A 25,879-nucleotide genomic window follows, 5' to 3' on the forward strand; every position below is an offset into this window, starting at 1 on the left:
GGAAATCCGTATTGCATATGCGTCGCTTTATCGCCACGCTTGCCGGAAACAATAACGCGATAACGCTGCGCGGCCGCACAGGCCGACGCGGGCGGGTGCTAGCCGGCATAACCCGGCCAATCCACCACGATGGAGACAAAAGACATGGCAGGCAGCAAACAGCAGCGGCACGGGCAGGGCGGCAGCGAACACGCAGCGCAGGCGAAGCGGGCCCAGGCACCATGGCGCTGGACGGCGCTCGCCGCGCTGGGCGCGGCAGCAGCACTCACCGCACCTGCCCCGGCGCGCGCCGCCGATGCCTACCCCACCAAGCCGATCACCATGGTGGTCCCCTTTGCCGCGGGCGGCCCCACCGACGTGGTGGCGCGCACCATGGCCGCGGCCATGTCCAAGACCCTGGGCCAGAGCGTGGTGGTGGAAAACCGGCTCGGCGCCGGCGGCACCGTCTCCGCCGCCTACGTGGCCAAGGCCGCGCCGGACGGCTACACCATCCTGATCCATCACAACGGCATGGCCACCGCGCCGGCGCTGTACAGCAAGCTCCCCTACAAGCCGCTGACGGATTTCAGCTTTGTCGGCCAGGTGGCCGACGTGCCCATGACCCTGCTCGGCCGTCATGACCTGCCAGCCAGGACTTTGCCCGAGCTGATAGCCTATATCCGCCAGAACCAGGGCAAGGTCAACCTGGCCAATGCCGGGCTGGGCGCGGTTTCGCAGCTGTGCGGCATGCTGTTCCAGAAAGCCATCGGCGTGGAGCTCACTGCCATTCCCTACCAGGGCACCGCGCCCGCGATGACCGCCCTGCTGGGCAGCCAGGTCGACATCCTGTGCGACCAGACCACCCAGACCCTGCCGCATATCAAGGCCGACAAGGTCAAGCTCTACGGCGTCACCACCAGCACGCGCATCAAGGCCTTGCCCGACACCGCCACGCTAGCCGAGAGTGGGCTCAAGGGCTTCGAGGTCAAGGTCTGGCACGGCATCTATGCCCCGCACGGCACGCCGCCCGCGGTCATCGACCGGCTCAACGGCGCCTTGCGCACCGCGTTGAAGGATCCGGCGGTAGCGGCGCGGCTGGCGGACCTGGGCGCCGAGATCGTGCCGGAGGACAAGCAGACGCCGGAAGGGCTGCGCACCTGGCTGAAGTCGGAGATCGAGAAATGGTCGCCGATCATCAAGGCGGCGGGGGTGAAGGCGGATTGAGCGCCGGGCGCGGGATCGCCGCAGCGCAAAGATAGTAAGATTTCCGGATCCATGCGCCAGTGCTGGCCCATCGGCTGAAGCTGATCGCGCCAGCACTGGCTCTTCCACTACGGATCCGGGAGCCCCCCTTGTTCGATCGCGCCAGACAGCACTTCGCTGCGCTAACCACCCGCGCCGGGTTTCACTCGCTGCGCCTCGTGCGCCAGACCGGCGAGCACTGCGTGATGCGGCGCGGCGTCGCCGAGCCGCCGTCCTTCATGCAGGACATGGGCGCCATGCTCAGCGTGCGCCTGGATGGCGTGGAGGCCTACGCCGCCACCAGCGATCTCAGCGTGGCCGGCTTGCAGCGTGCGCTCGACAGCGCCGAGGCACTCGCCCGGCGGATCGCCGGGCGTGGCCTGGTCGACCTGCGCGGGCTGGAGCCGCCGCAAGGCCAGGCCCGCTACGAATCCCCCGGCTGGCATGGCGCGTTTCCCGGGCTGGCCGAACGCTTCGCCCTGCTGGCGGCGGTGTCCGCCAGCGTGCCCGCCGATCCGCGGCTGGTGAACTGGCTGGTTTATCTCGATCACCAGCGCCATGAGCAGCTCTACCTGAATAGCGCAGGCGCCGAGCAATGGCAGGCGCTGCGCTTCGTCTATCCCGGCATCAGCGTGACCGCCTTCGACGGCAGCGACAGCCAGACCCGCAGCTTTGGCGGCTTCGGCAGCGGCCAGCAGGGCGGGGCGGAGGTCATCGCGCGGCTCGGCTTCGCTGGCGCCGCATCGCGGGTGGCGGACGAAGCCTTGCAGTTGCTGCTGGCGCCCAACGCGCCGAGCGGCCCTACCGACTTGCTGCTGATGCCGGACCAGATGATGCTGCAGATCCACGAATCCATCGGCCATCCGCTGGAACTGGATCGCATCCTCGGCGACGAACGCAATTACGCTGGCACCAGCTTTATCGGGCTGGAGGACTTCGGCCGCTACCAGTACGGCTCGGACCTGCTCAATATCAGCTTCGACCCGGGCATTCCCGAGGAACTGGCCAGCTATGGCCACGATGACGAAGGCCAGCCCGCGCAGAAGGCCTTCCTGATCCGGGATGGCCTGTTGCTGCGCCCGCTGGGCGGCGCGCTGTCGCAATGGCGCAGCGGGCTGCCGGGCGTGGCAAACAGCCGGGCCTGCAACTGGAACCGCCCGCCCATCGATCGCATGGCCAACCTCAACCTGGAGCCGGGCGACCGCACCATGGCGCAACTTATCGGTGGCATCGAACGCGGCATCCTGATGTCGTCCAACCGTTCGTGGTCCATCGACGATGCGCGCAACAAGTTCCAGTTCGGCTGCGAATGGGGGCGCCTGATCGAGGACGGCGAGCTCAAGGGCGTGGTCAAGAACCCGAACTATCGCGGCGTTTCCGCGAATTTCTGGCGCAGCCTGGCCGCCGTTGGCGATGCCAGTACCTTCGAGGTGCACGGCACGCCGTACTGCGGCAAGGGCGAGCCCAACCAGGTGGTGCGCGTCGGCCATGCTTCGCCGGCCTGTATGTTCAAGCAAGTGGAAGTCTTTGGAGGTGCCGCATGATGGCGGATGCGCAGTCGTTGTTTGCGGCACTGGCCGAGGATGTGCGCAAGGCGCTGGGAGAGGGCGAAGCCTTCACGCTGTGGTACAGCGCGGAGGCGTCCGAGTTCATCCGCTTCAACCGCGCGAAGGTGCGCCAGGCCGGACAGGTGCGGCAGGCCACGGCGCGGCTCCAGCTGATCCGCGACGAGCGCCACGCCAATATCGCCGTCGCGCTCTCGGGCGATCCCGCGACCGATCGGCAGCGCCTCGCCGACGGCTTGCTGCAGTTGCGCGAGGCCATCGGCCAGTTGCAGCCGGACCCCTACCTGATGCTGGAGCGAGAGCCCTGGCAGCGCACGCTGGCCGATGCAGCCGCGCCGCCGGACACCGCAGAAGTGCTCGCGCAGATAGAAGCGGCCGCGCATGGGCTCGACCTGGTCGGCATCTATGCCGCCGGCCCGCTCTACCGTGGCTTCGCCAGCAGCTTCGGCGCTTTCGGCTGGCATGCCGCGCAGGGCTTCCACTTCGACTGGAGCCTGTTCCACGAGAACGGCCAGGCGGTGAAGGCCGACTACGCGGGCTCGCGCTGGGACGCTGCCGAGTTCGCCAGCCGCTTTGCACAAGCGCGCCGGCAGCTGGAGCACCTGGGCAAGCCGCAGCGCGTGCTGCCGCCTGGCGACTACCGGGCCTACCTGGCCCCCGCCGCCCTCGACGAAGTGCTCGGCATGTGTTCCTGGGGCGGCTTCTCGGCCCGCGCGCTGGCGCAGAAGGAAAGCCCGCTGCAGCGGCTGTACGATGGCGGCGCCCGGCTTAGCCACTTGCTTGACCTGGACGAGCGCGCGAGCGGCACGCTGGCTCCGGCCTTCGGCCCGGAAGGCATTCCACGCAGCGACGTGACGCTCGTCCAAGCGGGGCTGCCTGCTGGCCGCCTGGTCTACCCACGCAGCGCGCGCGAGTACGATCTCGCCGCCAATTCCGCCAGTGCCGGTGAGGCACCACAGGCCCTTGCCGTGGCGGCTGGCAAGCTCGCGCAGGATGAGGTGCTCGCGGCGCTCGGCACGGGCCTCTATATAGGTAACCTCTGGTATCTCAACTGGTCCGACGCGCCGGCGGCCCGCATGACCGGCATGACGCGCTTCGCCACGTTCTGGGTGGAAGATGGCCGCATCCAGGCACCGCTTGGCACGATGCGCTTTGACGACAGCATCTACAGCTTCCTGGGCGAGCACCTCGAGGCGCTGACCAGCGAGCGGCAGTTGCGCGTGTCGAGCAATACCTATGGCGAGCGGCAGACCGATTCGGCGCTGTTGCCAGGTGCGCTGACCGGAAAACTAACGTTGACGCTCTGAGCCAATGAGGAGCTGGCGCACTGGCTCCTCAGCTTTGCCCAAACTGCATCCTCGAACGCAAAAGGGCTGAGTCACCATGGCCTCGTAAGCCGCCGGCTCAGGAATTCCTCGAAGTCCTGGACTTGCCCGCAAATGATGTGGATGTAGACGGTGTCGGTGTCGGGAGCGATCCTGTAAATGATTCGCTGCTGATGTGTCAGATGTTGCCTGAAGCCATCCGCGAAGCCTGCCAGCTCGTCGGGGCGAGTACCGGATGCGGGAAACTCGGCAATGTACGCCACCTTCTCCTGAATCTGCCTCTTGACGGCCAGCCAGGTCCCCTCGGGTTTGAATCTGACCAGATAGCGCCTAAGGTCGAGCAAGTCTTGCTTGGCGGATTCGAGAAAGACTACCTTCATGCGCCGTCTTGTTCGTCCAGCCGATCCAGTTCAGCAAAGACGTCTGCCGCCGTTGCCACCTTGCCCTGCGCGATCTCTTTCTCGCCGAGCGCCAGGATCTTCAATAGCGCGATGGTTTGCTGCTGCGCTTCATAGCTGGCAATGTCTTGCACGACGAGTTTGGCCTCGCCATTCTGGGTAATGATCAAAGGCTCGCGCGTCTCGCTGAGTTCCGTGACGATACGGGCCGCATCGCTTTTCAGAAAGCTGATTGGCTTGATGTTTGAGAGTTTCACGGGGGCCATGTGGAGGGAATGGGGTGACTGAATATAGTTCGAATTCGGTCCGGCGTCCACTTTGCGAACAGTGTTGTTCCCCCGCCCAGCTTGCGCTTTCCGCAAAACGCAGCTGCCACTGGTGCGCTCGGAGCTTCAGTGTCAACTTTCTGGTCACCGCGGGTATTAGTTACTTTCGCGGTTATGGCCTGGTCGCTTGGACCTGCTCACCGCGTTGTTCACAAATTCTGGACATTTCTTGATGGCGATCCGGGGCATGATCGAGTATTTGCTACAGAGACGCTGATGGACAGCGGGAGGAGCGATTCATGACTGGCAAGCGTATTGCCGCGCAACATCACAAAACCTTCGAGGGGCTGCGCCAGTCCGATGCCGAGGGCAACGAATTCTGGGTGGCGCGCCAACTGGCCAGGGTGCTGGAGTATTCCGAGTACCGACACTTCCTTCCGGTCATTGATCGTGCAAGGGAGGCCTGCCGCAACAGCGGCCAGCCGGTGGCGAACCATTTCGAGGACATCCTCGAAATGGTCGGGATCGGCTCGGGGGCCAGGCGACAGATCGCCGATATCCGCCTCTCGCGCTATGCCTGCTACCTGATCGTCCAGAACGGTGACCCCGGCAAGCCGGTCATCGCGAATGGCCAGACCTATTTTGCCTTGCAGACCCGTCGGCAGGAACTTCGCGACGACGAGGCCTTCGCGCGGCTAACCGAAGATGAGAAGCGGCTGGCGATCCGCAACGAGCTTGCAGCTCACAATAAACACTTGGCGGCGGCGGCCAGGGGCGCGGGCGTCGAGACGCCCCTGGATTACGCGATCTTTCAGGATCATGGCTACAAGGGGCTGTACGGCGGTAGAGCGGCCAAGGACATTCACGCCATCAAGGGCTTGAAGAAGAGTCAGAAGATTCTTGACCACATGGGCAGTACCGAGCTTGCGGCGAACCTATTCCGCGCCACACAGACTGAAGACAAGTTGCGGCGAGACCTGGTGCGTGGCAAGCAACAGGCCAACCAGACGCATTTCGAGGTTGGCAAGAAAGTACGCCAGACCATTGCCGAGTTGGGTGGCACCATGCCGGAAACCCTGCCGACACCCAAGGAAAGCATCAAGCAGCTAGAGCGCGACAGGAAGAAGAAGGTCAAAGAATGAACTGAGGTATCGATGCCCGATATGACGGGACCAGTCCCAGGCTGGCCGCTCCTTTGTCAAACCGGTTCCCGCGCCGCATCCGTCAAATACTGAATCAACGTCTCCGCAAACTGCGGCAACTCCCGCCCCGGCCGGCGCACCAGACGCAGATCGCGCTTGGCCCATTCATCCTCAAGCGGAATAAACCGCAGCACCTTGCGGCTGGCATAACGCCGCGCGCAACTGTTTGGCACGATGGCGATGCCTGCCCCTGCCTCCACCATCCGGCACACGGCGTCGAAGCTGCCCAGCTGGATGCGCAGGCTGATGCGCTTGCCCATGCCGCTGGCGATGCGGTCCAGGAAGGACTGGATGGCGCTGAACTGGTTGAGGCCCACGAAGCGGCAGGTATCCAGCAGGTCGGCAAAGTGCAGGCTGGTGAATTGCGGCAGCGGGTGGTTGACCGGTGCGATCACGATCAGTTCGTCGCTGCAGAGCTGCATGACCTCCAGGTCATTGGTGGCGACCTCGCCGGCGACGATGCCGAGGTCCGCCGCACCGGCGCTGATGGACGAGACGATGGCCTGGGAAAGCTGCTCTTCCAGTTCGATATCCACGTCCGGGTTCTCGGCAAGGAAGCGCGACAGCGCGGTGGCGAGGAAGGAGTTGGTGGCGGTGGTGTTGGCCAGCAGGCGCACGCGGCCCTTGACGCCCTTGGCGTAGGGGCGCAGGTCCGAGTGCAGGCACTCCAGTTCGCGGAACACTTCGCGCGCGTGGCGCAAGAGGGCGTCGCCGGCGGGCGTCAGGCGCACGCCCTTGACCTGGCGGATCAGCAGCTGGGTCTGGAAGGCTTCTTCCAGTTGCTTGATGCGGGTGCTGGCGGCGGGCAGGGAGAGGAAGCTGCGCTCGGCGGCGCGGGTCAGGTTTTCGGTCTCGCCGACGTTGAGGAACAGGCGCAGGTCGGTCAGGTCGTAATGCATGTGTTTCGCTGGGCCAAAGGCCTCTTTTGTCAATCGTGAATAGCAATGTCCCCGCCGTCAATTTATCGTATTCGGCGTGGCAAGAGAACCATAAAGGCCGGCTCGTCCGTATTGCGCGGGCGGTTACCGGCTTGCCTTGCGCAAAGGCGGCGCGAAACCCGAGCCGCCGCGCAGCCACCCAGGAGGACGACACATGACAGTTCGGCGCTACAGCGCAAGCAGGCTGGCGGGCGTGGCCACCATGCTGGGCGTGGCTACCTTGGCCACCATGGGCGGCGCTGCCGCAGCCGACTATCCGGACAAGCCGGTGCGCCTGATCGTGCCCGCGGCGGCGGGAGGCACCACCGATATCGCCTCGCGGCTGGTCGGCAAGCGCCTCTCCGAGCTGCTGGGCCAGCCCGTGGTGGTGGAAAACCGTGCCGGCGCGGCCGGCATTGTCGGTGTGCAGGCACTGCGCCAGGCCGCGCCAGACGGCTATACGCTGATGATGGGCAATATCGGCCCCAATGCCATCAACTACGGCCTGTACAAGCAACTTCCCTACCGTGCCGAGGACTTCGCGCCGATCACCATGGTGGTCTTGGTGCCCAATGTGCTGGTGGTCAACGCCAAGGTACCTGCCCGCAACGTGGCGGAACTGGTCGCGCTGGCCAGGTCCCAGCCGGGCAAGCTCTCGTTTGCCTCGTCGGGGACCGGGCAATCGGTGCACCTGTCCGGCGAGCTGTTCAAGAAGCGCACCGGCATCGACATCATCCATGTGCCATACAAGGGTGCCGCGCCGGCCGTGGCCGACCTGGTCGCCGGGCAGGTGACGATGATGGTGGACAACCTGCCCAGCTCGCTGCCGCATATCCAGTCCGGCAAGCTGCGCGCGCTGGCGGTGACCAGCGCCACGCGCGTGGCCGAGTTGCCCGACGTGCCCACCATGAAGGAAGCCGGCCTTGACGACTTCCAGGTGACCGCATGGTTCGGCCTGGTGGCGCCGGCGGGCACGCCGGCCGCGGTGGTCTCGCGCCTGCAAAAGACGGTGGCCGGCATCCTGGCCGAGCCCGAAGTGAAAACGCGCCTGGCCGATCTCGGCGGTGTGCCGGGCGGCGATACGCCCGAGCATTTCGCCAGGTTCATCGACGCGGAGCGCGTGCGCTGGGCCAAGGTGGTGAAGGACACCGGCATTCCACAGCAATGAGGGCGAGCCTGAGGCACGGCACGCAACACCACACCACATCACAACGCAACGCAACGAGAGGGCAAGGCATGCAAGCACTGAAAGCGCGCCACCGCAGGTCATGGCTACAGGCCGTGCTGATTGCACCGCTCGCGGCGGGGCTGCTGGGCGCGAGCGCTTCGGCGCTGGCCGACACCTGGCCCAACAAGCCGATCCAGTTGCTGATTCCCTATCCGCCGGGCGGCAGCGCCGACCTGCTGGCGCGCCCCGTGGCGGCCAAGCTGCAGGAGCGGTTGGGCCAGCCCGTGGTGCTCGACTACCGGCCGGGCGCCGGCGGCACCATTGCCTCGCAGCAACTTGCGCGCGCCAAGCCGGACGGCAACACGCTGATCGTGGTGCTGGCCGCGCACGCCATCAATGCCAGCCTCTATCCCAAGCTGCCGTATGACACCCGCAAGGATTTCGCGCCGGTATCGCTGGTGGCCAACCTGCCGCTGATCCTGGCCGGCAGCCCCTCGCTGAAGGCCAGGACCGTGCCTGAGTTGATCGCCGCGGCCAAGGCTGCGCCGGGGCAGCTCACGTTTGCCTCCGCGGGCAACGGCAACACGGGCCACCTGGCCGGCGAGCTGTTCGACAGCCTGGCCGGCGTCAAGATGACCCACGTGCCGTACAAGGGCAGCGCGCAGGTGGTCAACGCCATGCTGGCTGGCGAGGTGCAGCTGACCTTCGACAGCATTTCCACCTCGATGCCGCATATCCGCAGCGGCCGCCTCAAGGCGCTGGCCGTGACCAGCGCCAGGCGCGCCACGCTGGCGCCGGACGTGCCCACGCTGTCCGAGGCCGGGGTGCCGGGCTTCGATATCAACGGCTGGTATGCGGTGCTGGCGCCGGCCGGCACGCCGAGCGCCATTGTCGAGCGGCTCAGCAAGGAGATCGCGGCTGTGCTGACCCAGCCCGACCTGCGCGCGAACCTGGCATCCAATGGCTATGAGCCGGTGGGTTCCACGCCGGCCGCGCTGGGCGCGCATATCGATGCGGAGATCACGCGCTGGAGCAAGGTCGTGAAGGAATCGGGCGCACGCCTGGAATAAGAGATCAACCAAAAGAGATCAACCAATATCCGGCCTGGCGCGTGCCAGGCCGCCGAGCAAACAAACGTGTAGACAGGAGCATGAGCATGAGTGGAGTGATGGCAGGCAAGGTAGCGCTGGTGACTGGCGCGGGTGGTGGCATCGGGCGCGGCGTAGCGCTGGAACTGGCCAAGGCCGGCGCCAAGGTGGTGGTCAACGACATCGGCGTATCGCTCACCGGTGAAGGCGGCGATGCCGGCCCCGCGCAGCGCGTAGTCGACGAGATCGTCGCCGCCGGCGGCATTGCGGTAGCCAACACCGACAGCGTATCGAGCTGGCAGGGTGCCAACGCGATCGTGCAATGCGCGATCGACAACTTCGGCCGCATCGATGCCGTGGTCAATAACGCCGGCAATCTGCGCGACCGCATGTTCTTCAAGATGAACGAGGAAGAATGGCGCTCGGTGATCGACGTCCACCTCAACGGCACGTTCTTTGTCAGCCGCGCCGCCGCCAACCACTTCAAGGACCAGGAGAGCGGCGCCTATGTGCACATGACTTCCACCTCCGGCCTGATCGGCAACCTGGGCCAGGCCAACTACTCGGCTGCCAAGCTTGGCATTGCCGCGCTGTCGAAGTCGATCGCGCTGGACATGGCCCGCTTCAACGTGCGTTCGAACTGTATCGCGCCGTTCGCCTGGAGCCGCATGACCAGCTCGATCCCCTCCGAGACCCCGGAAGAAAAGGCACGTGTCGCCAAGCTGCAAAAGATGGAAGCCAACAAGGTCGCGCCGATGGCCGCCTTTCTCGCCAGCGATGCCGCGCATGAAGTCAACGCGCAGATCTTCGCCGTGCGCGCCAACGAGATCATGCTGATGAGCCAGCCGCGTCCAGTGCGCTCGGTCCACATGAGCGAAGGCTGGACCCCGGAATCCATTGCCGAGATCGCCATCCCCGCCATGCGCAACAGCTTCTTCAAGCTCGAGCGCTCACCCGACGTGATCAGCTGGGACCCGATCTGACGCCATGCCGCTCGACTACAACCGCATCAAGAACTGGGACTTTCCGCAGGTCACGCAAACCTACGGCGAGAAGGATTCCATCCTCTACGCGCTGGGTCTTGGCCTGGGCGAGCAGCCCACCGATCCGCGCCAGCTGCAATACGTTTATGAAGCGCAGCTCAAGGCCTTTCCAACGCAGGCCGTGGTGCTGGCCTATCCCGGCTTCTGGATGCAGGACCCGAAGAGCGGCATCGACTGGGTGCGCATCGTCCACGGCGAGCAGCGCCTGCGCCTGCACCGGCCGCTGCCGGTGTCCGGCACCGTGCGTGCGCGTGCACGAGTGACCCATGTCATCGACAAAGGGGCCGACAAGGGCGCGCTCGTGATCGTGGAGCGCACGCTGGTGGATGCGGCCACCGGTGCCGAACTGGCTACCGTAAACCACACCACCTTCTGCCGCGCCGATGGCGGCTTTGGCCAGGGCGATACCGCGCCCGAAGCACTGCCGGCAGCGCCGGCCCGCGCGCCAGATGCGGTTCGCAGCCAGGCGATCATTGCGCAGGCCGCGTTGTTGTACCGCCTCAATGCCGATCCCAACCCGTTGCATGCCGATCCGGAAGTGGCGCGCGCGGCGGGCTTCGACGCGCCCATCCTGCACGGCCTGTGCACCTATGGCGTGGCGGCGCGCGCGTTGGTCGACACCTTCGCCAACGGCGATGGCGATCAGCTGCTCGAACTCAATGTGCGTTTTTCCCGCCCGGTATTTCCCGGCGAAACCCTCGAAGTGCGCATGTGGCGCGAAGGCGGCGGCCGCGTGTTGTTCGACGCCCGCGTGCCCGCGCGCGACGTCACCGTGCTCAGCAACGGCGTAGCGGAGTTCCGCGCATGACAACAACGACAACCATGAAGAGCGCGCTTGACGGCGTACGCGTGCTGGATCTTTCGCGCATCCTGGCCGGCCCCTGGTGCGCCCAGAACCTGGCCGACCTTGGCGCCGAGGTGATCAAGGTAGAGCGACCCGGCGTGGGCGACGACACCCGCTCCTGGGGCCCGCCCTGGCTGCCCGACGGCGACGGCAAGCCCTCGCGCGATGCCACCTACTACGCTGGCGCCAATCGCGGCAAGCGCTCGGTCACGCTCGATATCGCCAGCCCCGAAGGGCAGAGCATCGTGCGCGAGCTGGCGGCGAAATCGCAAATCGTGCTGGAGAACTACAAGGTTGGCGACCTGAAGCGCTACGGCCTGGACTACGACAGCCTCAAGGCCATCAACCCGGCGCTGGTCTATTGCTCCATCACCGGCTACGGCCAGGAAGGCCCGAGCGCGCACAAGCCCGGCTACGACTTCATCTTCCAGGGCATCGGCGGGCTGATGAGCATCACGGGCGAACGCGACGACCTGCCCGGCGGCGGCCCGCAAAAGGTCGGCGTGGCCGTGGTCGACATGCTCACCGGCATGTATGCCACCGTGGCCGTGCTGGCCGCGCTGCGCCATGCCGAGCGTACCGGCGAGGGGCAGCGGATCGACATGGCGCTGCTCGACGCGGTGGTGGCGGTCGGGGCGACGCCAATCCTGGCGCAGAAGATCACCGGAAAGACGCCGCAGCGCTTCGGGAACGCGCATGCAAACATGGTGCCGTACCACGTGTTTGCCACGGCGGACGGCTACATGATCGTGGCCGCAGGCAACGACGGGCAATGGCAAGGGTACTGCCGGGGCGTGGCGCGTCCGGACCTTGCCACGGACGAACGCTTCACCACCGGCACTGGCCGCATCGTCAATCGCGATGTGCTGGTGCCGCTGCTCGAAGCCCATATGCGCACGGGCACGACCGCGCATTGGGTGCAAGCGCTGGAACGCGAGGGCATTCCTTGCGGGCCGATCAACGACTATGCGCAGGTGCTGGAGGATCCGCAGGTCAGGTACCGTGAACTGCAGGTGGATATGGTGCGCAGCGATGGCGGGGTTTGTCCCACGGTGAAGAGTCCGTTGCGGCTTTCGGCCACGCCGGTGCGGTACGACGCGGCGCCCCCGCGGCTGGGCGAACATACCGAGGCGGTGCTTTCGGGCGTGCTGGGCATGTCGGCAGCGCGGATCGCGGCCCTGCGCGAACAAGGCTTGATCTGAGGCCGGTTCCGGCGGTACGCGTTACCCGGGTGCAGCCGCCGGGGTGCGTACCATCGGCCTGCGGACGGCGGCGCATAAGATGCCGCCAGCCGTCAGGACCCGAACAGCATCAGGCCAATCTTGACGGCCGAGACCACGATGGCGAGCAGCAGCCCGCAAATCAGCTGCTGGCTGTCTCGTGGCTCCCACGACAGTGCGGCGGCTACAAACGCCTTGCGCTGGTATCGCGCCTTGTCGGAGACAACCCCCAGGTCGTTCGGTATGCCTTTGGCGATCATTGCGCCCCTGAGGCGCCGGGTCATGCGCGCGGCGGGACGCCAGATCAGAATGACGCTGAGCAAGGTCATGCCTTCGATGACGATCTCCGTCCAGTGCCCGAAGAAATTCGCCATTGCGTGCGCAATCAAAAGACACCCCACAGCCGTACCCTGCTCATATCCGACACGGCCTTCGCTTCATCGGCTGACTCATCGGCAGGCTCGACCAGTTCAAGAGGCAGTTTGGCTTCGCGCGGCTTCAGCATCAATACGACCTCCATGTCGAGCGCGTGAGCGTAATTCACGATCGTTTCCATAGAGGGTCCGAGCGAACCGCCGCCGTTCTCGATCCGGCTGATCTCGGATTGCAGCATGCCGCTGTCGGCGGATTGCTGCGCCTGTGTTTTGCCGCTCTTCTGGCGCGCGGCGCGCAGGATGCTTCCGACCCGGCCAGCCATCGCAAACCGCGTATCGGGATCTTCGTCGAGCTTCTGCACTTCCGCCAGATAGGCGCGGCGTGTCTCAGGCTTATCGAGAGCCCGTTTGCGAAACTTCTCGAACGAATCGGGATTCAAAACGTTCTTGTCATCTTTGGCCATGATGCGCTCCTTTGCTTCCAGGTACGTTCCTTCGCATGGCGCTCTGCCCGGGCGGCGTTCGTGTCGATAAGACAAGGCACCTCATTATTATTGGTTATTTCCGATAATTTGCAAGTCCCGTGGAGTCGCGTGCATCTTTCTGCCCATGGATCGAGGCTGGTCTCTTTGTTTTTAGATCGAACTATCAGGCGCTATTCCCGTGACGTCCAGAAAACTTTTGTTGCCATGGACGGCCGGTCAATTGCAATCAGGCATGGCTACGCCCGGGATAAGGCCTGCCGGCAAGAACGGTGCCCCCGCCGGGTTCCCAGCCCACCGGACATGATCCATATCAAGCCTCGTGTGCCTGGTTACCGGCACAATGTCCCTGAACTCCCCAGCCTTCCAACTCCCACCCAAGGTGAGGCCCATGTTTCCTGAATTCCGCGATCAGATATCCATCCTCAAGACCCAGGACGCCCACTTTGCGCGGCTCTTTACCCGCCACAACGAACTGGACCATGAGATCAAGAACATGGAGGCGGGCACGGTTCCCGCAGATGGCACCGCCATCGAGGTCCTCAAGAAGGAAAAGCTGCTCCTGAAGGACCAGCTCTACGTCATCCTGCGCAAGGTCTCGGCTTCCTGAAGCCAATTTCAAATCCGCCAATCTGCCAATTGAAAGGCCATCCCATGTTCAAACATATCCTGCTCCCCATCGACGGATCGGAACTCTCGCAAAAGGCCTTCCCGGCGGCCGTCGAGTTCGCGCGGACGACCGGCGCCAAGCTGACTCCGTATATGTGCCTCGAGGAGTATCCGTTCCTGATGTCCAGCGACGCGGGCCATGAGAAGAAGTCGGTCTTCGAGCATCGCATCGAGGCGGCGGCGCGCGAGGAACTGGCCAAGGTGGAATCGGCCGCGGCACTGGCCGGCGTGCCATGTGCGGGTGCCACGTCCATTGCGTCCGCTCCCTATCGGGGCATCATCGGCATGGCGAAGGAGCTAGGCTGCGACGTGATCTTCATGGCCTCGCATGGGCGGCGCGGCATCAGCGGCCTGCTGCTGGGCAGCGAAACCCAGAAGGTGCTGACGCATAGCGATATTCCGGTGCTGGTGTTCCGCTGAGCGCGGCACGGCATGGCGCCCGTCCGCTTGCGGGCGAGGCGCCGCGTGCCGCAAGGCCAATGCCGCTGGATCGCCCTCGTGTGAGCTGGTGTTGCTACTCCCCAACCACCACCGCCACTACCTCCCCCTCATTCACGCTATCCCCCTGCGCCACGCTGATCTCCCCGACCCGCCCACTCACCGGCGACTCGATCGGGATCTCCATCTTCATCGATTCCATCACCATGATGGCCTCGCCTTGCGCGACGGCGTCGCCTTTCTGTTTGTCGATCTTCCAGACCTTGCCGGTGACGATCGATTCGATGCGGGTGGCTGCCATAGTCGTTGTTCCTGTGCGTTTCGAGAAAATAGGGTGGTTCAGAAGTTGGTCGGCCATGCCGCCAGCAGATGCTCGCCGATGCCGCCGTTGCGCTCGCCGCGTGCCAGCGCCAGGGCGCTGATCAGTGTGCTGCGCGTCGACTCGGGCGCGATCACGTCGTCGAGGTAGCCCAGGCCGGCGGCGCGCCATGGTGCGCTAGCGCTGCGCAGTTCTTCATACAGCTTTGCCTTCTCGGCGCGCTCGTCGGCCTGCTCCCCGTCCGAGGCGTCGTGCCGTTCCGCTGGCCGAATCACATTGACCGCCACTTCCGGAGACATGAAGCTGATATCCGCTCCCGGCCAGGCAAAAACAAAGTCCGCATCCATGCCGGCGCCAGCCAGATTGGAATAGGCCATGCCGTACGATTTGCGGATCACCACCGAGAGCTTCGGCACGGTTGCCAGCGCCAGCGCTTCGACGAAATTGATGATCTTGCCGGGCATGCGCTTTTGCTCGGCCGCGCGGCTGACAAAGAAGCCGGGCGTGTCGTGCAGGAAGATCAGCGGGATGTTGAAGGAGTCGCACAGGCAGATGAAGCTGGTGCATTTGTCACAGCCGTCCGGGCCCATGGCGCCGGCCGAGTAGGTCGGGTTGGTGGCAATGATGCCCACCGTCTGCCCGTCCAGGCGCGCGAGGCAGGTGATCACGCTGCGGTCGAATTCGGGCTTGAGTTCAAGGATCTCGCGGTCGTCCGCCAGCGTGCGGACCAGCTCGCGCATATCGTGGGCGCGCCGCGGGGAATCCGGTACCAGGCGGGCGATGTCGAGCTGGCGGGCTTCGGCCTGCTCGGCGGTTTCCCGCGGAGACTGCAGCGGGGGCAGTTGTCCCGCGTGCGAGGGCAGGTAGGCAAGGAACTTGCGGATTGTCTCCAGGCAGCCAGCCTCGTCGTCGGTCACGCGGTCGACCAGACCGGTGGTGCGCGCATGCACCTGCCAGCCGCCCAGCTCTTCGTTGGTGACCTTTTCTCCGGTGGCGATTTCCAGCACGCGTGGGCCGGACACCGCCATGCAGCTGCCCTTGACCTGCACCACGAAATCGGCGAAGGCCGCATGCCACGACGGGCTGCCGAAGCATTCGCCAAGAATGGCGGCGGCCATCGGCACGCGGCGCACGCGCCGGGCGAGGCTGGTGCCGACCGTCATCGAGCTGAGGCCGTCGGCGCCCTGGATATCAGGCAGGCGCGCGCCGCCGGCTTCGCCCAGGTTGACGATCGGATAGCCTTTGTCGAGCGCGAGCGCGACGAGCTGGCGCGATTTCCTGCTGCCGATGCGTCCCCCGGTGCCGGCTAGCACGGATACATCGTCGGCCTTGACCACGACGGGGCGGCCGTCGATGCGGCCCACGCCGCAGATTTTTCCGTCGGCGGGTGTCTTGCCTTCCATGCCCGACACGTCGGAGTGGTTGAGCATGCCGATCTCGAAGAAGCTGCCGTCATCCACTAGCGCCTCGACGCGTTCGCGCGCGTTGAGCGCGCCGCGTGCCTTGATGCGCGCCAGCTTGTCGGCGCCGCCCATTTGGGCCGCCTGTGCCTTGCGCAGGGCAAGCTCTTCGGCACGGTTGTGTACGTTCATTCTGTCTGCTCCCTTGCTAGGTTCGTGGCATCCGGCCTTTCAGGCCAGGAATTGCTGAAGCTCGTGCTTCTTGACCTTGCCGGTGGCCGTCATCGGCAGTTGCTGCACGAAGCGGATCTCTGGCACCTTGTAGGTCGCCATGTTCTGCTTGCACCACAGCGCAAGCTCGCTGGCGGAAAGGCTGCCCTGCGCATGCGGGTGCAGCCGTACGAATGCCACCGGCACCTGTCCACGTTCGGCATCGTCCCGCCCGATCACGCCGGAGCCCACCACGGCCGGATGCTGGCCCAGCAGCGCTTCGATCTCGGCGGGGAACACGCTCATGCCCTTGACCTTGAGCATTTCCTTGCGCCGCCCGAGAAAGTGGAGGTAGCCCTGCGGGTCGTACACGCCGATATCGCCGGTGTGGAACCAGCCGTCTCGGATGGCTTCGGCGCTGGCATCGGGCTTGTTCCAATAGCCCTTGAACAGCGAGGGCGTGCGCACCACGATTTCGCCTTCCTGCCCGAGCGGAAGCGGCGCGCCGGATTCGAAATCGCAGATCTTGATGCGGGTGCCGGGCATGGGCAGGCCGACAAAGACGGGCTGGCCCTTGAGGTCCATGTCGTCGTCCTGCATGCCGGTGGTGAAGGTGTCGCTGGTATGGGTCTCGGTCATGCCCCACGCGCCTTCGGCCATCACGCTGCCGGTCAGGTCGAGCCAGCGGCGGCGGAAGTCCGGGTTGACCTTCTTGACGAAGGACGAGACGCGCGTGGCGCGCAGCGAGCGCAGGTCGTAGCGCGCGACGTCGGGATGGTCCATCAGCTCGGCGGCATTGTCGACCAGCATCACCGTGCGCCTGACCTGGTAGCGGTCGATGGCCGCCATTACGCCCATCGGATCCCAGCGCGCCAGCAGCACCAGCGTGCCGCCGGCGAAGATCGGGTAGATCAGGCCGATGTTCTCGCCGGCGATCCAGAACATCGACATGAAGTTAAGCGAGACGTCATCCAGCGCTGCGCCGCTGCCGTCCGGCGCGAGCGCGCCCGACATGGTACAGCCGGTGGCGGCGGTGTAGATCATGTCGCGCTGCGTATGCACGCAGCCTTTGGGCATGCCGGTGGTGCCCCCGGTGTAGTTGAGCGCAGCGACCGCGTCGAGGTCGGGCGTCCCGGCCGGCGTGGGCGCATCGCATGCCGACAGCGCGGGCATCAGGTCGATGGTGCCGGAAGGCACCGTGCGCGGCGTGTCGATGCCGGGCGGCAGGGGCAGCGTGGGCGATTCGGGAAGCAGGTCGCTGTAGCCGGTGACGAACACCGTGCGCACCGCCGTGCGCTGCTGCACGGATTGCAGTAGCGGCGCGAGCTGGTCGAGCACGAGGATGGTGGCGGCGTCGGCGTCGTTGAGCTCGTGGATCAGTTCCTGTTCCTTGAAGAGCGGGTTGACCGGCACGTGCACAGCGCCCAGCTTGAGGATGCCGTAGAAGGCGATATGGAACTGCGGACAGTTGCCCAGCATCACCGCTACGCGCTCGCCGACGCGCACGCCGTGCTGGTGGAGCAGCGCGGCGAAGCGGTCGCTCAGGCGATCCAGCTCGGCATAGCTCAGCTCGCTGCCATAGAAGATCACGGCGGGGTGGTTGGGGCGCTGCCTTGCCCACGCTCGCAGGTATTCGGTCAGCGCGATTTCGCCGTGCGGCCAGCTAGCCTGGCGCGGCACGGCGCCGGGCCAGTGCTGTTGCTGCAGCTGGTCGAGTTGCTGGAAATAGTCGGAATCCGCTTGGGATGTCAGCGCGTGGCTCATGACGCAATCAACTCCTGCGTAGGTTTGGCGGCCGGGTTGGCGGGGAGATCGGGATCTTGCAAATGACAAGCGGCGAGATGGGCGAGCGGTGCCCCTGGCTCGCCGGGCATCGTGCGCGGCGCCGGCACGCGCTCGGCACAGGCCGCCATCGCATGCGGGCAGCGCGGATGAAAGCGGCAGCCGGATGGCGGGTTCAGCGCCGAGCCGATCTCGCCGTGGATCAGGCCGGGCGTGGGCTGGTGATCGGGATCCGGCCGGGGCGCGGAGCCGAGCAGGGCCTGCGTATAGGGGTGGCGCGGCGAACTGAACACACTGGCGCTGGGACCGCTCTCGGCCATCGCGCCGAGGTACATCACGCCCACCGCCGAGCTGAAGTGCTCCACCAGCGCCAGGTCGTGCGCGATGACCAGGTAGGCCAGGCCAAAACTGCGCTGGATATCCGATAGCAGGTTGATGATCTGCGCGCGGATGGATACATCGAGCGCGGAGGTGGGCTCGTCCAGCACGATCAGCTTTGGCTGCAGCGCCAGCGCGCGGGCCACCGCGATGCGCTGGCGCTGGCCGCCGCTGAACTCGTGCGGGTAGAGATCGAGCGCGCTGGCGGGCAGGCCGACGATGTCCAGCAGCTCTTCCAGCCGGCGCTGCACAGCGGCTCGGTTGCCACCCTCGCCGTGCGCCAGCAGTGGCTCGGCCAGCAGCATGCGTACTTTCAGCCGTGGATTGAGCGAGGAGGATGGGTCCTGGAACACCGCCTGCACCTGGCGGCGGTACGACAGAAGGCCTGTCCCCCGCAGGCCCAGCACGTTCTCGTCCTGGAAGCGGATATTGCCCCCGGTGGGGCGCTCCAGCAAAAGCAGCAGCTTGGCGATGGTGGTCTTGCCGCAGCCGGATTCGCCCACCAGCGCGAAGGTCTGGCCGGCATCGACGGCAAAGCTCACGCCGTCCACCGCACGCACGACCTGCTTCGTGCCGCGTACCGCGAAGTGTTTTTGCAGGTCATTGACTTCAAGCAGCATGGGACCTCGCTTTTGCCTCGTTGAATGCGGCGCTCATGCCGACACCAGCCAGCAACTGGCCTTGTGGCCCCCGCCGAGGTCGATCTCGGGCGGATACGCGTCGTCGCACAGCGGCTTGCGATGCGGGCAGCGCGCGGCAAAGCGGCAGCCCGGCGGCGGATCGATCAGGCTCGGCGGCGTGCCCTGGATAGCGAAGAGGCGCTCCTTCTTCTGGCCGAAATGCGGAATCGATTCGAGCAGCGCCCGCGTGTATGGGTGGGCCGGATGGCGGTACAGCGTGCGCACGTCGCCGGTCTCGACAATGCGCCCGGCATACATCACCGCCACGCGCTGGCAGATGCTGGCGGCCACACCCAGGTCGTGCGTGATCAGGATGATGCCGACGCCCGTCTCGTCCTGGATGCGGCGCAGCAGCGCCATCATCTGCACCTGGATGGTCACGTCCAGCGCGGAGGTGGGCTCGTCGGCCACCAGCAGGCGCGGAGAGCTGGCGATGGCCATGCCCGTCACCACGCGCTGGCGCATGCCGCCGCTGAACTGGTGCGGGTAATCGTCCAGGCGCGTCTCGGGCGAGGGGATGCGCACACGCGCCAGGACCTCGGCGGCATTCTTGCGCCGCTCGCCGCGCCCATGCGTGATGCCGTGGTAGCGTCCAGGCGCGCCGACCTGATCGCCCACGGTGAAGACGGGATTGAGCGAAGTCAGCGGATCCTGCGAGATCATCGAGATCCTGCGCCCGCGGTAGACCTCGCTCATGGTCTTCTCCGGCACGGTGAGCAGGTCCACGCCATCGAGCAGCACCTTGCCGCCCAGGTGCACGGCATCCGGGCCGCCCTGGCGCGGCAGCAGCCGCATGATGGACAGGATGGTCATCGATTTGCCGGAACCGGACTCGCCCACCACGCCGAGCGTCTCGCCCGCGTTCACATGCAGGTCCACGCCGTCGACCGCGCGCACCACGCCGCGGCGCAGCCTGAGGTGGGTGGTCAGGCCCTGCACTTGAAGCATCGGTTCGGCGGCCGGTCCCGCTGGCACTTCCTTGGTTTGCGACATGTCGTTCATAGCTGCCTCCGGCGCGGGTCGAAATGGTCGCGCAGCCAGTCGCCCAGCAGGTTGGACGCTAGGCAGGTGGCCATGATGGCCAGGCCCGGCATGGTGATGACCCACCATGCGTTGGTGATGTAGTTGCGCGCATCCGCCAGCATCAGTCCCCAGGACACGTCGGGTTGCTGGATGCCCAGGCCGAGGAAGCTCAGCGAGGCCTCGAAGATGATGACCTGCCCCACTTGCAGCGTGGCCAGCACCAGCAGCGTGTTGAACAGGTTGGGCAGCAGGTGGCGGCGGAAGATCACTAGCGTGCCGCAGCCGGCCACGCGTGCTAGCGCCACGTAGTCGCGCTGCTTGAGCGACATCACCTCGCCGCGCACGATGCGCGCGTACCAGGTCCAGTAGGTGACCACGATCACCAGCACCACGGTCTCGAAGCCGGGGCCGAGCACGGCGGCTAGTACCAGGGCGAGCGCCAGCGACGGGATCGACATCTGGATATCCACAAGCCGCATGATCAGCGTGTCGACACGGCCGCCGAAGTAACCGGCGACCATGCCCACCAACGTGCCGATGCCGCCAGACAGCACGATGGCGTAGAGCGCCACCACCAGGGAGATGCGTGTGCCGGCCATGATGCGGGCCAACACGTCGCGGCCCATGTTGTCGGTGCCTAGTGGATACGCCCAGCCGCCGCCCGCCAGCCATGCGGGCGGCTGGAAGGCCAGGCCGAGATCAAGGCCGTTGGGATCGTGCGCCAGCAGATGTTCGCCGCCGAGCGCACATACCAGCAACAGCACGAATACCAGCGCGGGAAACCACGGCAGGCCGTTCGGCAGCAGCCGGCGCAGCCTCTGATCAGGAAAGGCGCGAGAGCTAGCGGTATCAGCCATGGCGGATCCTCGGGTCGATCAGGCTGTAGCTCAGGTCGACCAGCAGGTTGGAAAGCACGAACAGCACGGAGGTCAGCATGACGCCCGCCTGCACCACGGGGAAGTCACGGGCGAACACGGCTTCCACCACGGTGCGGCCCACGCCCGGCCACGCGAAGATCACCTCCACCACGAATGCCCCGCCCAGCATCGCGGCGAAGTACACGCCAAGGATGGTCACGAGAGGAATGGCGGCATTGCGCAGCGCGTACTTCCACACCAGCACGCGTTCCGGCACACCCATGGCGCGGCCCATGCGGATGTAGTCACTGTCGAGCACATCGAGCATGGCCGAGCGCACGATGCGCGTCTGCGCTGCCACCGGGTACCAGCCGAGTGCGACTGCGGGCAGCACCAGGCTGCTCCAGCCTTCATGCCCGAAGGCCGGTAGCCAGTTCAGCCGCACCGCGAAGAACAGGATCAGCAGCAGCCCGACCCAGAAGTTCGGCATGGCCTGGCCGAGCATGGCGAAGATCTTGGCGAAGCGGTCGAACCAGGAGCCGCGGTGCAGCGCGGACAACACACCGAAGGGCACGGCCATCGCCACGGAGAACAACAGCGCTGCCACGGCCAGCTCCACCGTGGCGGGCAGGCGCTCCAGGATCAGGCCCAGGGCAGGCACCTGCCAACGATAGGAATTGCCGAAGTCGCCGCCTAGGGCGTGACTGACGAAGTAGAAGTACTGCATCAGGACGGACTGGTCGAGCCCAAGGTGCGCGCGGGTCTGCGCGATCGCCTCGGCCGGCGCATCCGCCGGTAGCAGCAGCGCGAGCGGGTCGCCCGAGAGCCGCGAGATGATGAAGATGATGACGCTCGCGCCAATGATGCTGACAAGACCCTGCATCAGGCGTCTGGCGATGGCGGTTGGCATGGGGACTCCTTCGTTGGGAGATCGGCGCGGCCGTGCGCCGCGCGCCGCGCGAAGCGCGAGGATCAGCGTGCGCGGCCGCGCCTGGCTGCCGGATGACATGTGCGTTTGGCGGTGTGGCCGCCGTCAGGCTATTTCTGTTTCCAGCCCACCTGCTGGAAGGCGCGCCAGTAGTCGCGGATAGGCCAGGGCACGTAGTCGATCTTGTCCGCGCGCCAGGCGAATGTCACCAGCGGCCGGTAGGTCGGCAGGCCGCCCAGCACGCGCTCCTGCTTGATCCGCGCGATCTGGCGCAGCAACTCGGCGCGCGCGGCCGGGTCCATGGTGCCGCGTTGTTTTTCCAGCAGGGCGTCGACTTCCTTGTCGGTGGTATAGGAGTACGTGCCCCAGCCGCCGGCCTGGTAGCTGTGCAGGTGCCCGGACCATGCCAGGCCCGGGTCGCCGGGCAGGCCTTGCGACCACATCCAGCTCAGCACGCCATCCATTTCCGGCGGGCCGCTGCGCCCGCGCTTGCCCAGGCTGATCCAGGCGCCATATTCCAGGTTGCGCACCTGGCAGCGGATGCCCACCGAAGACAGGTAGGCGTACATTGCCTCGCCAACCTCCTTCATGCCCGGCTCGCGCGGGGTGGTGAGGTTGTAGCAGGGCGTGTCGAAGCCGTTCGGGTAGCCGGCCTGTTTGAGCAGTTCGCGGGCCTGTTTGGGATCGTACGTGTAAGGCTTGAGCGCCGGATCGTAGCCGGTGGACTCCTTGCCGATTTGCGCATAGCGCTCGCCCTGGCCGAACAGCACGCGCTTGATGATGGCGTCGACGTCGATGGCGTGGGCGGCAGCCTGGCGCACCCGCACGTCGTTGAACGGCGACTTCGGCATCTGCGTGTTGAAGTTCAGGAAGAGGTTGTTGCCGCTCACCACGGTGGCGGTCTTGACGCCCGGCATCTTCTTGAACTCTTCCACCATCGACGGCGGCACATTGTCGATCCAGTCCACGCGCCCAGTCTTGAAGGCGGCCACCCGGGTCAGGTCCTCCGGGATGATTTTGATCGTCAGTTCCTTGACGGTCGGGCGCGCGGCCTGGTTCCAGTAACCGTCGAAGGCCTCCAGCTTGAGTTCGTCCTTAACCGTGCGCGAGACGAATTTCCATGGACCGGTCCCCACCGGCTTGCGCGCGAACTCCTCCTCGCCCACCTTCTGGATGTACTTCTTAGGCATGGCCCAGAGCTGCATGTTGCCGACGATGAACTGCGCGTCCGGCTCCTTGAAGACCAGCTTGAAGTGAAGCGGGTCGATGGTCTCGAAGCGCTCGACGGACGACACATAGTGCGAGAAGAAGCTGCTCTTGGGGTCGCGCTGGCGCTGCCAGGAGAACTCGAAGTCCTCGGCGGTGAGCGGGTCGCCGTTGTGGAATTTCACGCCGCGCCGCAGATGCACGTCGAGCACCGGCTTGCCGTCCTTTCCGGGTTCCAGCTTCCACGATTCGGCCAGCCAGTTCTCGTCCTTGAGCGCGGCATTGCGCCGCGTCAGCATCTCGAAGATCTGGCCCACGAAATAGTGATCGACGCCCGCGGAGATCTTGACCGGGTCGAGCGTGGTGGACTCGGCGCCGAAGGCCACGCTCAAGGCCCCGGTGGCGGGTGCGGCAGATGTTGCAGGGGGGATGGTAGCTTGCGCGAGCGCCGTTGACGCGAACGCCCCTAGCAAAAGCCCGCCGATCATGGTTTGCAGCGAATGCTCGCGCATCGTGCTTCTCCGGTGGCGCCGGCGTGCGCCGGCTGGGTTGTCTCCGCCCCCGATGAAATATGTTGTCCGGTCGCCACGGGGTCGGGCCGCAATGCGCCGCATCGCTGTGGATGCGTGACTGTGGCTACCCCGTCGGTCGCCGCGGGTGGCAAAAAAAGTATGCGAGCACTTAAGAGTTACGTCAACGGTTAATTGTTAACAATCGACGATTTACGCGAGAAAGCCCTCTGTATAGAATGGGCCCAATCCTATATACCCCTCTTAACCCACCCCTCTTAACCGGCCTCCTCATGAGCGGACTCTTTGGAATACAGCCAGCCGCGCCCGAGCCGGATGCGCCCGATCAGGATCTGCCGGCGCAGGCGCCATCGCCGCGGCGCATGACAGCGGCCACAATCCCCGAGCAGGTCGCCAAGCATCTCGGCCAGGCCATCCTCAACGGCCAGTACGCGCCGGGCGACCAGATCAAGGAACAGGCGATCGCCGAGCTCTTCGACATCAGCCGCGGCCCGGTGCGCGACGCCTTGCGTGTGCTGGAGAAGCAGGGCCTGGTGGAGATCTCACCCCGGCGCGGGGCGTTCGTGGTGGAGTTGCGGCAGGACGACCTGATCGATATCTTCAATATCCGCAGCGCGCTGCTGTCGCTGGCCGTGCGCTACCTGGCGATCAATCCCGACAAGGCAGCCCTGCCGCCGTTGCAGGTTCGTCTGGATGAATTGCGCGCGCTTGGCAGCGAGCCCGAGCCGGCATTGATCGATTTTGTGCGGGCTGTCGGCCGCATGGGCGTGGGCCTGATGAATGCCTGCGGCAACCGCCAGCTCATCCAGGCTTACCGTACCTTGCCGCACGATGGCGTGTGGCAGATGCTGTGGGTTACCAGCCAGCCGCTGGACTACATCACGGCCCAGCGCCGTGTGGAAAGCGTGGGTGACTACGAACAGGTGCTGGCCGCCATCGCCGCCAGCGACGCGGAAGCCGCCGAGCGCGACATGCGCAAGATCATGCAGGACTCGCGCAACGAGGTGCTCTCGCATATGCAGCAGGCGCACCCGGAGCCGATAGAGCGCTTCCGTCTGCAGACGATCTAGCGCATCCCCGGCCCCAGGGCTATCGATTCAGGCCGCGGACGCCATCATCTGCCGCTGCCGGTACTCCCCGGGCGCTACTCCCGTCCATTTCTTGAACGCCCGATGGAACGTGCTGGGTTCTGAAAACCCCACGCGCAGCGCCACCTGCTGCAGGGCAAGGTCCGTGTGTTCCAGGAAGGCGATGGCCGCGTCGCGGCGCAGGCTGTCTTTGATGCTCTGGTAGCCGCGCCCTTCTTCGCGCAGGCGGCGGCGCAGGGTTTGCGGCGTCAGGCGCAGGGTCTCGGCCATTTGTTCCAGCGAGGGCAGTTCATCGTCGAGGTGGCAGCGCAGGTGGCGCCGGATGCGCTCGGCGAGGCAGGAGTCGTCGCGGTAGCGGGTGAGCAGGTTGCGCGGCGTGTCGTTCAGGAAGGCTTGCAGGCTGCTGGCGTCCTGGACCACGGGCAGGCGCAGCCAGCTGGCGTCGAAGTGCAAGGCGGTGTGCGGCTGGCCATAGCGGACCTGGGTGTTGAAGACCCGTTCGGTGTCGGTGAGCCGGGATGGCCCGCGCGCTGGTTCCGGCGCGCGCGCGGCCAGGTCGACGCCGGCGAGGGGAATGCGCTGCGCCACCAGCCAGTTGGCCACCCCGTAAGCCTGGAAGGCGAAGGTGGATTGCGCGTACTGGCGGCACGCCGTGGCGGGCGCGCGAGGCAGCAGGAGCAGGGTGGCGCGGCCGTCGCGCTGTTGCAGCCGAGGCACGAAATCGACCAGGTGCAGGCGATACTGGTTCAGCCCGGCGCGCATGGCGTCTTCCAGCGTGGCGCAGTGGATCAACGCCTGGCAGGCCTGGGCGAACACGCCCGGTGCCACGGGCCGGCTGAGCAAGCCCCAGAACTCATCGCGCGTGACGCGCCGCATCGAGCGCATCAGCGCGGCAAACTGGCCCTCGCTCACGCGCGCGTTGGGCGACTGCAGCAACGCGGGCGAAATGGCGGCGCGGCGCAGCAGGGCGTCGATGTCGCAGCCAAGGCGGCGCGCGCCTTGCACGATCTGGTGCAGCTGCAGCACGGAAATGGTGTGGCGCGTGGGCGGCTGAGCAGCGTCAGCGCCCGGTGTGCCTGGCGGGAGGGAACTGAGCGGCACCGTCATCGATGACGGCGCGGATGCCCTGAGTGCGGCGATTTGCATTGTCTCCTCGTTCTCAACGGACTCCCCGGTCCTGGTCCGGATCTCCCCTGGGCTGCATCTCGCTGCACTGCAGCGCAACGCGCGGGCTTGCCGGACCGCTGCCGGTTCTGTG

Annotated in this window: 26 protein-coding genes; 12 read left to right on the plus strand and 14 right to left on the minus strand. The window is 65.8% G+C overall.

Features of this window, described 5'->3' with window-relative positions; genetic code table 11:
* Positions 1 to 144 precede the first annotated feature (144 nt).
* From AC07XB_RS13180 to AC07XB_RS13190, 3 genes are all read left to right on the plus strand, one after another.
* Positions 145 to 1,203, plus strand: coding sequence for a tripartite tricarboxylate transporter substrate-binding protein (locus AC07XB_RS13180; RefSeq protein WP_492375845.1), 1,059 nt, complete (start codon positions 145 to 147; stop codon positions 1,201 to 1,203).
* Positions 1,204 to 1,331: 128 nt separating this feature from the next.
* Positions 1,332 to 2,765: a TldD/PmbA family protein gene (locus tag AC07XB_RS13185; protein WP_492375846.1), complete on the plus strand. Its 1,434-nt coding sequence runs from the start codon at positions 1,332 to 1,334 to the stop codon at positions 2,763 to 2,765.
* Positions 2,762 to 4,093: a TldD/PmbA family protein gene (locus tag AC07XB_RS13190; protein WP_492813622.1), complete on the plus strand. Its 1,332-nt coding sequence runs from the start codon at positions 2,762 to 2,764 to the stop codon at positions 4,091 to 4,093. Before AC07XB_RS13185 ends, AC07XB_RS13190 begins: the two co-directional genes overlap by 4 nt.
* A gap of 71 nt (positions 4,094 to 4,164) precedes the next feature.
* On the opposite strand, the gene AC07XB_RS13195 is transcribed toward AC07XB_RS13190, so the two are convergent.
* On the minus strand, positions 4,165 to 4,491 hold the full coding sequence (locus tag AC07XB_RS13195; RefSeq protein ID WP_492813624.1) for a type II toxin-antitoxin system RelE/ParE family toxin: 327 nt from the start codon (positions 4,489 to 4,491) through the stop codon (positions 4,165 to 4,167).
* Positions 4,488 to 4,775 (minus strand): type II toxin-antitoxin system Phd/YefM family antitoxin, encoded by a 288-nt coding sequence (locus tag AC07XB_RS13200; RefSeq protein ID WP_492375849.1) that lies wholly within the window; start codon positions 4,773 to 4,775, stop codon positions 4,488 to 4,490. The genes AC07XB_RS13195 and AC07XB_RS13200 overlap by 4 nt, the downstream gene beginning before the upstream one ends.
* Positions 4,776 to 5,074: 299 nt before the next feature.
* On the opposite strand from AC07XB_RS13200, the gene dinD reads away from it, so the two are divergent.
* Positions 5,075 to 5,917 (plus strand): DNA damage-inducible protein D, encoded by an 843-nt coding sequence (dinD, locus tag AC07XB_RS13205; RefSeq protein ID WP_492375850.1) that lies wholly within the window; start codon positions 5,075 to 5,077, stop codon positions 5,915 to 5,917.
* A 56-nt stretch (positions 5,918 to 5,973) separates the two neighbouring features.
* Here dinD and AC07XB_RS13210 read toward each other — a convergent pair whose 3' ends face one another.
* Positions 5,974 to 6,876 (minus strand): LysR family transcriptional regulator, encoded by a 903-nt coding sequence (locus AC07XB_RS13210; protein ID WP_150985207.1) that lies wholly within the window; start codon positions 6,874 to 6,876, stop codon positions 5,974 to 5,976.
* 193 nt (positions 6,877 to 7,069) lie between these two features.
* Between AC07XB_RS13210 and AC07XB_RS13215 the strand changes: the two genes are divergently transcribed.
* The 5 genes from AC07XB_RS13215 (at position 7,070) to AC07XB_RS13235 (ending at position 12,239) form a co-directional block, all read left to right on the plus strand.
* On the plus strand, positions 7,070 to 8,062 hold the full coding sequence (locus AC07XB_RS13215; protein ID WP_492827904.1) for a Bug family tripartite tricarboxylate transporter substrate binding protein: 993 nt from the start codon (positions 7,070 to 7,072) through the stop codon (positions 8,060 to 8,062).
* A 68-nt stretch (positions 8,063 to 8,130) separates the two neighbouring features.
* Positions 8,131 to 9,132 (plus strand): tripartite tricarboxylate transporter substrate binding protein, encoded by a 1,002-nt coding sequence (locus AC07XB_RS13220; RefSeq protein ID WP_492375852.1) that lies wholly within the window; start codon positions 8,131 to 8,133, stop codon positions 9,130 to 9,132.
* An 86-nt stretch (positions 9,133 to 9,218) separates the two neighbouring features.
* Positions 9,219 to 10,133, plus strand: a complete 915-nt coding sequence (locus AC07XB_RS13225) for an SDR family NAD(P)-dependent oxidoreductase (RefSeq protein ID WP_043357229.1) — start codon at positions 9,219 to 9,221, stop codon at positions 10,131 to 10,133.
* A 4-nt stretch (positions 10,134 to 10,137) separates the two neighbouring features.
* Entirely contained in the window at positions 10,138 to 11,001 is an 864-nt protein-coding gene (locus AC07XB_RS13230) for a MaoC/PaaZ C-terminal domain-containing protein (RefSeq protein WP_492827902.1), read from the plus strand.
* Entirely contained in the window at positions 10,998 to 12,239 is a 1,242-nt protein-coding gene (locus tag AC07XB_RS13235) for a CaiB/BaiF CoA transferase family protein (protein ID WP_492375854.1), read from the plus strand. Before AC07XB_RS13230 ends, AC07XB_RS13235 begins: the two co-directional genes overlap by 4 nt.
* Before the next feature lie 92 nt (positions 12,240 to 12,331).
* Here AC07XB_RS13235 and AC07XB_RS13240 read toward each other — a convergent pair whose 3' ends face one another.
* Both AC07XB_RS13240 and AC07XB_RS13245 read right to left on the minus strand, forming a co-directional pair.
* Entirely contained in the window at positions 12,332 to 12,631 is a 300-nt protein-coding gene (locus AC07XB_RS13240; RefSeq protein ID WP_459374808.1) for a hypothetical protein, read from the minus strand.
* 11 nt (positions 12,632 to 12,642) lie between these two features.
* On the minus strand, positions 12,643 to 13,095 hold the full coding sequence (locus tag AC07XB_RS13245; protein ID WP_492375855.1) for a helix-turn-helix domain-containing protein: 453 nt from the start codon (positions 13,093 to 13,095) through the stop codon (positions 12,643 to 12,645).
* 409 nt (positions 13,096 to 13,504) lie between these two features.
* Here AC07XB_RS13245 and AC07XB_RS13250 point away from each other — a divergent pair, with 409 nt between their 5' ends.
* Both AC07XB_RS13250 and AC07XB_RS13255 read left to right on the plus strand, forming a co-directional pair.
* The gene (locus AC07XB_RS13250; RefSeq protein WP_492375856.1) at positions 13,505 to 13,723 is read left to right on the plus strand and encodes an HP1242/YdcH family protein; all 219 of its coding nucleotides are present in this window, start codon (positions 13,505 to 13,507) and stop codon (positions 13,721 to 13,723) included.
* A gap of 44 nt (positions 13,724 to 13,767) precedes the next feature.
* Positions 13,768 to 14,202 carry a universal stress protein gene (locus AC07XB_RS13255; protein WP_492375857.1) on the plus strand — a complete coding sequence of 145 codons (435 nt, stop codon included), beginning with the start codon at positions 13,768 to 13,770 and terminating at the stop codon, positions 14,200 to 14,202.
* A 94-nt stretch (positions 14,203 to 14,296) separates the two neighbouring features.
* Here the strand turns inward: AC07XB_RS13255 and AC07XB_RS13260 are convergent, their stop codons facing one another.
* From AC07XB_RS13260 to AC07XB_RS13295, 8 genes are all read right to left on the minus strand, one after another.
* Positions 14,297 to 14,521: an acyl-CoA carboxylase biotin carboxyl carrier protein subunit gene (locus AC07XB_RS13260; RefSeq protein ID WP_492387285.1), complete on the minus strand. Its 225-nt coding sequence runs from the start codon at positions 14,519 to 14,521 to the stop codon at positions 14,297 to 14,299.
* Positions 14,522 to 14,559: 38 nt separating this feature from the next.
* Complete coding sequence (locus tag AC07XB_RS13265; protein ID WP_492827898.1) at positions 14,560 to 16,131, minus strand: acyl-CoA carboxylase subunit beta; 1,572 nt, start codon at positions 16,129 to 16,131, stop codon at positions 14,560 to 14,562.
* Between the two features lie 39 nt (positions 16,132 to 16,170).
* The gene (locus AC07XB_RS13270) at positions 16,171 to 17,913 is read right to left on the minus strand and encodes an AMP-binding protein (RefSeq protein WP_492374182.1); all 1,743 of its coding nucleotides are present in this window, start codon (positions 17,911 to 17,913) and stop codon (positions 16,171 to 16,173) included.
* Entirely contained in the window at positions 17,910 to 18,929 is a 1,020-nt protein-coding gene (locus AC07XB_RS13275) for an ABC transporter ATP-binding protein (protein ID WP_492827896.1), read from the minus strand. The genes AC07XB_RS13270 and AC07XB_RS13275 overlap by 4 nt, the downstream gene beginning before the upstream one ends.
* A 33-nt stretch (positions 18,930 to 18,962) precedes the next feature.
* Positions 18,963 to 19,991, minus strand: a complete 1,029-nt coding sequence (locus AC07XB_RS13280; protein ID WP_492827894.1) for an ABC transporter ATP-binding protein — start codon at positions 19,989 to 19,991, stop codon at positions 18,963 to 18,965.
* Complete coding sequence (locus AC07XB_RS13285; RefSeq protein ID WP_492374185.1) at positions 19,988 to 20,869, minus strand: ABC transporter permease; 882 nt, start codon at positions 20,867 to 20,869, stop codon at positions 19,988 to 19,990. Before AC07XB_RS13285 ends, AC07XB_RS13280 begins: the two co-directional genes overlap by 4 nt.
* Positions 20,862 to 21,779, minus strand: coding sequence for an ABC transporter permease (locus AC07XB_RS13290; RefSeq protein WP_492374186.1), 918 nt, complete (start codon positions 21,777 to 21,779; stop codon positions 20,862 to 20,864). Before AC07XB_RS13290 ends, AC07XB_RS13285 begins: the two co-directional genes overlap by 8 nt.
* 128 nt (positions 21,780 to 21,907) lie before the next feature.
* A complete protein-coding gene (locus AC07XB_RS13295; protein ID WP_492827891.1) occupies positions 21,908 to 23,515 on the minus strand; it encodes an ABC transporter substrate-binding protein in 1,608 nt (535 codons plus the stop codon).
* 290 nt (positions 23,516 to 23,805) lie between these two features.
* Here AC07XB_RS13295 and AC07XB_RS13300 point away from each other — a divergent pair, with 290 nt between their 5' ends.
* Entirely contained in the window at positions 23,806 to 24,603 is a 798-nt protein-coding gene (locus tag AC07XB_RS13300; RefSeq protein ID WP_492387284.1) for a GntR family transcriptional regulator, read from the plus strand.
* A 27-nt stretch (positions 24,604 to 24,630) separates the two neighbouring features.
* On the opposite strand, the gene AC07XB_RS13305 is transcribed toward AC07XB_RS13300, so the two are convergent.
* Positions 24,631 to 25,767, minus strand: a complete 1,137-nt coding sequence (locus tag AC07XB_RS13305) for an AraC family transcriptional regulator (RefSeq protein ID WP_492374189.1) — start codon at positions 25,765 to 25,767, stop codon at positions 24,631 to 24,633.
* Positions 25,768 to 25,879 lie beyond the last annotated feature (112 nt).

It is taken from the genome of Cupriavidus sp. GW821-FHT02F09, from assembly GCF_059421605.1.